Here is a 6245-nt window from a genome sequence, read left to right as displayed (position 1 = left end):
CTATGCGTTGGTTTTAGTGGTTAAGGTGGTATGCGGGGGCATCGGTATTGCGTCGCTCACCCCTTAACAGGGCGTTATGTGCTTATAAGGAAAATTGACATGGAAGTGGTAGAGGCCAGCCTTGATTTGGCTCCAATATTAGCCAGTTACGCGAAAGAATGCCTAGATTCAGGTATCCCTAAATATTCGGGTGTAGAGAAAAATCCGAACGCTATTTGTCAGGTTTGATCGAACGTTCTAAGGCAACTTCCGAGTTACCAAACGGATACTTGCCCAGCACAACTTACTATTGTGTATCGAACTCTGAAATTTTAGGTGCAATCCGAGTTCGCAAAGGTACTAATACCAACGTAGAAAATGTCATTGGGCATGTTGGCTACGAAACTAGACCGTCAGCTCGTGGTAAAGGTGTAGCCTCATTTCTCCTCGCTTGGGTGCAAGAGCACGTTGTCACTGACGCAATTATTGTTACTTGTTCAATTGACAATCCTGCATCCCAAAAGGTTATCGAAAACTGTGGCGGTGAGTATCTCGGCAACTACACAAGTGAAAATGAGGGCACTGTAAGGCGCTACCGTTTAGCACGCACATAACAAAGCGTTCAAGAGGGATTCTCAACGCTTGGCAGTTTTGGCTCAAAGTTTAGCTTTTGTGGTTATGGCACAATGGTTTAAGTTGGGTGGTGGCGTTGTTCACCCCTTAACGCGGCGTTAGGTGTCCTAGTGCCTTAATATTCATCAATAATAAAAAAGAGGTTAAGAATGTCGTTGAATGACATAACTCATCCAATATTGTATTCAGCAATGACGACGTTGGCTTACAATATCAACAAAAAATACTATAAAGATTTACACTATATGTGGTGTACTCCGTACTTTGGCTCAGACTTTGAATCCCCTCACTTTACTGTTCCGCCGAGTTCTTCGCCCATCGAAATATATAGTACTTTGAAAAAAGAAGTTGATGGAGCTGATCATCATAATACTAAAATAGATTTGAATAGAAGAGGCATTCGCAAAGGCGCATCAATAATGCTTAAAATGGGAAAGATCACCCAAGATCAGCATGACGAAATAGTTTACATTACAAAAAATGCGAAAGACCAACTATTCAAGCCTCTGTTATGTGTAATATCTCGATTAGAAGCAGTACCTTATTACCAAAAGGTTGATGTTAAAGATCGAGCAAACCCTCTTTCTCATGAGTATATTTTATCAGATTTACCCCAATCAGCTTTTGACATTATTAGGATCGATTAAAATGACGACACTTAGAATTCTCGTAGAAAACCATGAACTGTCTGATGCAAGAGATGCATTTTACTATTTGAGTCGTTACTTAAAACAAGCTGCGTTTTACGATGACTATCAAAAAGATATTTTTGAAGATGGTTATAGTAGTGAGCCAACAGAAGTAGTAAAGCAACTTACAATGGCAATGATCGAGCTTATTGAAACTCAGCAGAAAAAGAAAGCTGGTGAGTTTAGCGATGAAGAGTACATTTATTGGATGGATGAGATCAATGATGTCGAGTCATCTTTAGATCCTGAACCAACAGATGACATTATCGAAGCTGCTGAATCTGCGTTAGATGACATATTCTTCCCGTCAGTGGGTAAAAAGAACACCTAACAATCTGTTTAAGAGTGATTCGCAACGCTTGGCATTCTTGCTGTGCGTTGCGTTTTATGTTTAGGGTGTTATGCGGCGGCATCGATATTGCGTTGCTCACACCTTAACAGGGCGTTAGCTTTCTTTGGGAGAGTAAAGTGAGTCAATATTTGATCGAGCCAGAAGTTCCTGGGAGTTTGGGTGAAAATACTTTGGCAAATTTCGATTTGCATCCACCGATAATAGAAAAGCTACATTTTCAGTTTGATGGGTGGTTAGGTGATGATTTATTGACTTCATTTCCATGCTTTTTAGTCACTGAACGTTTAGCCACGGCCTTAAGTTCATCGCAGTTGTCAGGATATAATCTGGAAGTGGCTGAAATATCTACTTCTGACGTATTTGAAGAACTGTATCCAGAGTGTACTTTACCTCGTTTTTCGTGGCTCCAAGTATCCGGAACCATCGGTAAAGACGATTTTAGCGTAACAAATGATGGGCTACTCTTAGTTTCTGAAAAGGCAATGGTGTTGTTACAAAGATATCAACTAGAAAATGCTGACATCGCAGTGTACAAAAGCTAACAAAGCATTTAAGAGTGATTCCCAACGCTTGGCATTTCCAGTTCAAGGTTGGGTTTTGTGTTTACGGTGTAATGGTTTAGGTTCGGTGGTAGCGTTGCTCACACCTTAATGCGGCGTTAGCTTTTTGAGGATAAACGTTGATTCTGTATAAATATATGTCGTTTAAAGCGGCTATTTCTGTTATTGAAAATTCATCACTTGGCTTCTCTTGTCTTGAAGACCTGAACGACCCATTTGAATGCACCGCTTTTGGATTCGAGGATGGTAGTGATTCATTCGTAACTGCAAGCATGGCTACGAATGCGTGTAAAAATCGTTTTTCAAGAAACTATGGTGTGCTTTCACTTACTAGGCAACCATTGAATCCATTGATGTGGGCTCACTATGGAGATGAACATCAAGGTGTGGTAATTGGTTTTGATGCTAAATTAGCTGGATTTACAGATGAAGATGCGTGCGTCATACCTTGTCAGTATGGAGAAATTGTCTATTCGGCAACCAAGCCACATAAAAATTTACCTACTTTAAGTAGTGAAGAACTGATGAGTATAGGAAATGGCATCAAATTTAACTCTGACTCGTTTAATCTAGTCAAAAGGGCATTTTTGTATAAATCTATTGAGTGGAGCTACGAAGAGGAAGTTCGAGTTGTTAAGGACATATCAGCTCTACCGTTTAGCTACCATTTCGGTAAGGGGCGCAGTAACGCTTGGAATAAAATCTCAGTAGCAGGGCGTCCATTGTATTGTTTGGATATACCAGAAAATGCTATTAAGGAAATATATTTAGGTCGGCATGTATATAAGAATGTAACTAAAAAGAATGATTTCTCCGGTGATGAACTTAAAGAGATCCTTCTCTCATGGGGACGCAAAGATTTAAAATTGTTGCAATGTAAGCCTGACGTACATTCATGGCACTTAATAGCAGAACAATCAATCAACCAATAAAGCTAACAAACTGTTTAAGAGTGATTCGCAACGCGTGGCATTTTTACTATGCGTTGGTTTTGGTGATTAAGGTAGTATGCGGCGGCTTCGGTATTGCGTTGCTCACACCTTAACAAGGCGTTAGTTTGCAAGAGGAAAAACGCGCCTATATCGAAAGATCTAGTGGTAAAAGCTTAAAGTCGAAATTGTCTTATCGGCATTCAATTTCAGTGTTAACTTGCGTAGTGAAAATCCCAAATTGGTATCGTTTCAACGGTTGATTTGATCTTTGATGCAGCGACTTTTGGGTTAACTGAGTTGAACTTTTTCGCTGAAACTCTGCTCGTTGAGTTTGTTGGCATAAAAGCCGATCTACTCGCTGAAATGACGCATTCTTTGGTGTGGCAAGTTCCACGTGGTTTCAGTGACTTTGTTGAAAGTCCGCATTGTGAGATTGGTTTTCCAAAAGCGCTTTTTGGTGTTGTGAGTTCGTTTTCTGCTGCGTTGTTTGTTCCAAGTGGTTTCATTGACTAGCTGCTTTGAGACTACGCCTGACTTAAATGCATCAAAGCACATAATGCTTGTTGTTTGCAAAGTTTAAAATAACGTAAAATCAACTCTTTGGGTTTGCAAACTAACAAACTGCTCAAGAGGGATTCGCAACGCGTGGCATTTTTACTGTGCGTTGAATTTAGTGATTAAGGTGGTTTGCGGCGGCTTCGGTATTGCGTTGCTCACCCCTTAGCAGGGCGTTAGAAGTTTTAGGAATAAATATGGGACGCAGGAGAGAACTAGGTAGTATTGCAAGCGGCATTATTGGCTCGTTTCGGAGTAGAAACAATGATATCGATGGTTATTGGGGTATCGGTAAGCTTTACCTTTTCGTAGACCACCTTCAAAGTAAGTGTGTTTCAATAGACCTTTGTTCCCAACAGATTGCTCCATATTACCCGAACTTTGATCTCATGACTGAACGCTATTCAAAGATGTTTAAAAGGTTGCTTGTAAAACGTTCAATTCCGTTTGAATGGGTTAGCTCAGCATACGTTTACGTTGAATTTGAAGTAGATTATGAGGATCGTCATCATAATTGGCGGAGTGCATTGGGAAATCCGTGCAATCTAGTTTGTGTCGTCGTAGATGATAATGGCAAAAGTCATGTCGCTCGTGCGTATACAAACTGTTTCCCACATGACGCGAAAAGGGAAAGTCGGAGCACTAGGTGAGCAAACTTCTAACAAATTGTTCAAGAGTGATTCGCAACGCGTGGCATTTTCACTTTGCGTTGGTTTATGTGTTTAAGGTGGTATGCGGTGGCTTCAGTATTGCGTTGCTCACACCTTAACAAGGCGTTATGTGCTCTAATGATAGTTAATAAGTAGGGTGTAGAAATGGAATTGGATCAGTTTGTAGCCAAGTCATTGATAATGATATGTAAAGGTGTACATCAAGCTCAGCAAGAAGTCATAGAGTTCGGTGCATCTATTAATGAAAAGCCGATGGCAGGTGGAGAGTCTTCTAATCATCTTAAAGCTCAAAATAGTACTTTGATGCAAACCGTTGAGTTCGATGTTGCTGTTGCAACAGAAGACAATGGTAGTGGTTCAGCTAAAATCTCTGTTCTAGGTTTGGGATTAAGTAAAGGTGGTGATACCAAGGATAGCATTACTTCGCGAATTGCTTTCAAAGTTCCAATCTCGCTTCCTCGAAACTCAAAATAGTACGCACATAACAAAGCATTTAAGAGTGATTCCCAACGCTTGGCATTTTTCATTCCATCGTTGGTATAGTGTTTACGGTGGTATGGTTAGGTTTGGTGGTAGCGTTGCTCACACCTTAATGCGGCGTTATACCGCAAGGAGAAAAATCAAACATGGAATTAGTTCCACCCTCGTTAGAATTTGAATCCGAGTTTTCGGTGTTTTATCAAGATTTTGCTAAAAATGATGTAGACAATGCGGAATATTATCGTAACGGAGTCTCAGATTTCACGCGATATGTCCAGCAGCTTCAAGATGAAGCTCAGGGTTTAAATTTACCTGATGGCTATGTGCCATGTAATCACTTTTGGTTTGTCGACGGCAATCGAAATATTTTGGGCGCTATTCGTATTCGTCATAATATCAACAACGAGTTTCTAGCTTTAGAAGCAGGCCATATTGGCTATGATATTGCTCCTTCGCACCGCGGAATTGGTCATGGTAAATTGATGCTCAAGTTAGCGTTACCGAAAGCCAAAATGTTGGGTATTTCTGAGGCACTTATTACAGCAGATGAAGACAATATTGCATCGTGTAAGGTTATAGAATTTAATGGTGGCAAGTTTGAAAAAGTGGTTATGGGTAAAGTTTTTCCAGAGCCAGTGGCTAGGTATTGGGTAGCCTGTAAGTAGCGGTATAACAAAGCGTTTAAGGCAGATTCGCAACGCGTGGCATTTTCGGTTTGATTCAGCTTAAGTGTTTACGGCACAATAGTTTAGGTTGGGTGGTTAGCGTTGCTTACTACTTAACGCGGCGTTATGTGCTTGGAGGGAAATAATGAATTCAAAGGAAGTCGTCTTAGCTTTTTGGGACGCAATGAAAACTAATGATTTCGCGAAAGCAAGTGAGTGGCTTAGCCCAGATTTTGAAGGGTTTTGGCCTCAATCTGGTGAGCTTATTGTTGGACGAGACAATTTCATAGCAATTAACTCCTACTATCCAGCAAATGGTACTTGGGAGTTCGTCGTTTATTCAATCGTCTGCGATGGGGAAACAGTAGTCACTGATGTTTCTGTAACTGATAGCGTTCAAAAGGCGCGTGCTATTACTTTCCATACGGTAGAAAATGGTCTTATCCGTAAACAGAAAGAGTTCTGGCCAGACCCAATGGAAGTGCAGGAGTGGCGTTCCAAGTGGGTGAGGGTCGTGCAAGAGCAGGCACGCACATAACAAAGCGTTCAAGAGGGATTCTCAACGCATGGCAGTTTTGGTTCAAAGTTTAGCTTTTGTGTTTATGGCACAATAATTTAGGTTTGGGGGCTTGCGTTGTTCACCCCTTAACGCGGCGTTAGTTTGCAAGAGGAAAAACGCAACTATATCGCAAGCTCTAGTGGTAAAAGCTCAAAGTCTAAATTGTCGTA

The 6245-nt window shown here is 40.9% G+C and carries 9 protein-coding genes and 1 pseudogene; all 10 read left to right on the top strand.

The genetic code is table 11. The annotated features are described in order from the left end of the window. The first annotated feature begins 99 nt into the window (after positions 1–99). The 10 genes and pseudogenes from R7M72_RS23870 (at position 100) to R7M72_RS23825 (ending at position 6054) form a co-directional block, all read left to right on the top strand. A pseudogene (locus R7M72_RS23870) lies at positions 100–593 on the top strand (GNAT family N-acetyltransferase). A gap of 168 nt (positions 594–761) precedes the next feature. Beyond that, the gene (locus R7M72_RS23865; RefSeq protein ID WP_239933000.1) at positions 762–1259 is read left to right on the top strand and encodes a hypothetical protein; all 498 of its coding nucleotides are present in this window, start codon (positions 762–764) and stop codon (positions 1257–1259) included. Between the two features lies 1 nt (position 1260). After that, positions 1261–1632, top strand: a complete 372-nt coding sequence (locus tag R7M72_RS23860) for a hypothetical protein (RefSeq protein WP_239933001.1) — start codon at positions 1261–1263, stop codon at positions 1630–1632. A gap of 137 nt (positions 1633–1769) precedes the next feature. After that, positions 1770–2195 carry a hypothetical protein gene (locus R7M72_RS23855; RefSeq protein ID WP_054575550.1) on the top strand — a complete coding sequence of 142 codons (426 nt, stop codon included), beginning with the start codon at positions 1770–1772 and terminating at the stop codon, positions 2193–2195. Positions 2196–2332: 137 nt separating this feature from the next. After that, positions 2333–3145 carry a DUF2971 domain-containing protein gene (locus R7M72_RS23850; RefSeq protein WP_315956405.1) on the top strand — a complete coding sequence of 271 codons (813 nt, stop codon included), beginning with the start codon at positions 2333–2335 and terminating at the stop codon, positions 3143–3145. Positions 3146–3442: 297 nt separating this feature from the next. Then, entirely contained in the window at positions 3443–3658 is a 216-nt protein-coding gene (locus tag R7M72_RS23845; protein WP_258624071.1) for a hypothetical protein, read from the top strand. Positions 3659–3897: 239 nt separating this feature from the next. Then, positions 3898–4350 carry a hypothetical protein gene (locus R7M72_RS23840; protein ID WP_132937381.1) on the top strand — a complete coding sequence of 151 codons (453 nt, stop codon included), beginning with the start codon at positions 3898–3900 and terminating at the stop codon, positions 4348–4350. Between the two features lie 165 nt (positions 4351–4515). Next, on the top strand, positions 4516–4845 hold the full coding sequence (locus R7M72_RS23835) for a hypothetical protein (RefSeq protein WP_025769026.1): 330 nt from the start codon (positions 4516–4518) through the stop codon (positions 4843–4845). 152 nt (positions 4846–4997) lie between these two features. After that, positions 4998–5516, top strand: coding sequence for a GNAT family N-acetyltransferase (locus R7M72_RS23830; protein WP_315956404.1), 519 nt, complete (start codon positions 4998–5000; stop codon positions 5514–5516). 145 nt (positions 5517–5661) lie between these two features. Continuing rightward, positions 5662–6054, top strand: a complete 393-nt coding sequence (locus R7M72_RS23825) for a nuclear transport factor 2 family protein (RefSeq protein ID WP_318056348.1) — start codon at positions 5662–5664, stop codon at positions 6052–6054. Positions 6055–6245: the final 191 nt, after the last annotated feature.

The sequence above is a fragment of the Vibrio sp. YT-18 genome, assembly GCF_033337345.1.
GTDB lineage: Bacteria > Pseudomonadota > Gammaproteobacteria > Enterobacterales > Vibrionaceae > Vibrio > Vibrio alginolyticus.
Note: the sequence above shows the minus strand (reverse complement) of the source record. Positions and strands in the feature narration are given on the sequence as shown.

Coding starts and splice junctions, on each gene's coding strand:
- R7M72_RS23865 (WP_239933000.1), top strand. CDS start 762: ATGTCGTTGAATGACATAACTCATCCAATATTGTATTCAGCAATGACG.
- R7M72_RS23830 (WP_315956404.1), top strand. CDS start 4,998: ATGGAATTAGTTCCACCCTCGTTAGAATTTGAATCCGAGTTTTCGGTG.
- R7M72_RS23835 (WP_025769026.1), top strand. CDS start 4,516: ATGGAATTGGATCAGTTTGTAGCCAAGTCATTGATAATGATATGTAAA.
- R7M72_RS23840 (WP_132937381.1), top strand. CDS start 3,898: ATGGGACGCAGGAGAGAACTAGGTAGTATTGCAAGCGGCATTATTGGC.
- R7M72_RS23825 (WP_318056348.1), top strand. CDS start 5,662: ATGAATTCAAAGGAAGTCGTCTTAGCTTTTTGGGACGCAATGAAAACT.
- R7M72_RS23860 (WP_239933001.1), top strand. CDS start 1,261: ATGACGACACTTAGAATTCTCGTAGAAAACCATGAACTGTCTGATGCA.